The organism is Exiguobacterium sp. H66 (assembly GCF_018618705.1).
Lineage (GTDB): Bacteria > Bacillota > Bacilli > Exiguobacteriales > Exiguobacteriaceae > Exiguobacterium_A > Exiguobacterium_A oxidotolerans.
This window is the reverse complement of record NZ_JACSMQ010000020.1, coordinates 1-1,259: the sequence shown is the minus strand read 5'-3', so window position 1 is coordinate 1,259 and position 1,259 is coordinate 1. Positions and strand designations below refer to the sequence as shown.

Here is a 1,259-nt window from a genome sequence, read left to right as displayed (position 1 = left end):
GAGCCCGTCGTCTGGTGACGATAGCCAAGTGGTCACACCCGTTCCCATGCCGAACACGGAAGTTAAGCACTTGAACGCCGAAAGTAGTTGGGGGCTTCCCCCTGTGAGGATAGGACGTTGCCAGGCATACTTTTTTAATAAAGTATTTGACAATTTTGACTGACTAATATAACATTATAGAAGTCGTCAAGTTACCACGGTCCTGTGGTGTAGCGGTTAACATGCCTGCCTGTCACGCAGGAGATCGCGGGTTCGAATCCCGTCAGGACCGCCATTTTTATTTACCGATCTTTTTCTTTATGGCTTTGTAGCTCAGTCGGTAGAGCAGAGGACTGAAAATCCTCGTGTCGGCGGTTCGATTCCGTCCAAAGCCACCATTTACACCTGCCGGTGTAGCTCAGCTGGTAGAGCAACTGACTTGTAATCAGTAGGTCGCGGGTTCGACTCCTGTTGCCGGCACCATTTTTCATTTAATATGGCGGTTGTGGCGAAGTGGTTAACGCACCGGATTGTGATTCCGGCATTCGTGGGTTCAATTCCCATCAGTCGCCCCATTTTATTTTTAATTTAATACTAGTTTGTGTCATTAGCTCAGTTGGTAGAGCATCTGACTTTTAATCAGAGGGTCGCAGGTTCGAATCCTGCATGACACACCATTTTTATGCGGGTGTGGCGGAATTGGTAGACGCGCTAGATTTAGGATCTAGTGTCTTTGACGTGGGGGTTCAAGTCCCTTCACCCGTACCATTTATATTTATAATGCGGAAGTAGTTCAGTGGTAGAATACGACCTTGCCAAGGTCGGGGTCGCGGGTTCGAATCCCGTCTTCCGCTCCATTTTTTAAATAGAAGTAACAAAAAATAGCATAATTTGCGGTCGTGGCGGAATGGTAGACGCGCTAGGTTGAGGGCCTAGTGGTGGCAACACTGTGGAGGTTCAAGTCCTCTCGACCGCACTTATTATGCACCCTTAGCTCAGCTGGATAGAGTACTTGACTACGAATCAAGGGGTCGGGAGTTCGAATCTCTCAGGGTGCACTTTTCGGGAAGTAGCTCAGCTTGGTAGAGCACTTGGTTTGGGACCAAGGGGTCGCAGGTTCGAATCCTGTCTTCCCGACCATTATTATTATCGGACTTTGAAAACTGAACGATGAGGCAAAAAACGTATCTTCGGATACAAACAATGAATGAAGCGCAAGCTTCGTCAACGTGACTTTTAGTCACAAAAACGAGCAAGTCAAACACTTTATGGAGAGTTTG

The 1,259-nt window shown here is 47.6% G+C and carries 10 tRNA genes and 1 rRNA gene; all 11 read left to right on the top strand.

The window, feature by feature from the left end:
• The first annotated feature begins 10 nt into the window (after window positions 1-10).
• The 11 genes from rrf to KNP88_RS15485 all read left to right on the top strand — a co-directional run bounded on the left by rrf (window position 11) and on the right by KNP88_RS15485 (window position 1,119).
• Window positions 11-126: ribosomal RNA gene (gene rrf / locus KNP88_RS15535) — 5S ribosomal RNA — on the top strand.
• Window positions 127-198: 72 nt separating this feature from the next.
• Window positions 199-274, top strand: a tRNA-Asp gene (locus KNP88_RS15530).
• A gap of 27 nt (window positions 275-301) precedes the next feature.
• A tRNA-Phe gene (locus tag KNP88_RS15525) sits at window positions 302-377 on the top strand.
• A gap of 9 nt (window positions 378-386) precedes the next feature.
• A tRNA-Thr gene (locus KNP88_RS15520) sits at window positions 387-462 on the top strand.
• Window positions 463-478: 16 nt separating this feature from the next.
• Window positions 479-554: transfer RNA gene (locus KNP88_RS15515), tRNA-His, on the top strand.
• 26 nt (window positions 555-580) lie between these two features.
• Window positions 581-656: transfer RNA gene (locus tag KNP88_RS15510), tRNA-Lys, on the top strand.
• Window positions 657-663: 7 nt separating this feature from the next.
• Window positions 664-747: transfer RNA gene (locus tag KNP88_RS15505), tRNA-Leu, on the top strand.
• 14 nt (window positions 748-761) lie between these two features.
• A tRNA-Gly gene (locus KNP88_RS15500) sits at window positions 762-836 on the top strand.
• A 36-nt stretch (window positions 837-872) separates the two neighbouring features.
• A tRNA-Leu gene (locus KNP88_RS15495) sits at window positions 873-955 on the top strand.
• Window positions 956-963: 8 nt separating this feature from the next.
• Window positions 964-1,037 (top strand) — tRNA-Arg (locus KNP88_RS15490).
• A 5-nt stretch (window positions 1,038-1,042) separates the two neighbouring features.
• Window positions 1,043-1,119 (top strand) — tRNA-Pro (locus KNP88_RS15485).
• Window positions 1,120-1,259 lie beyond the last annotated feature (140 nt).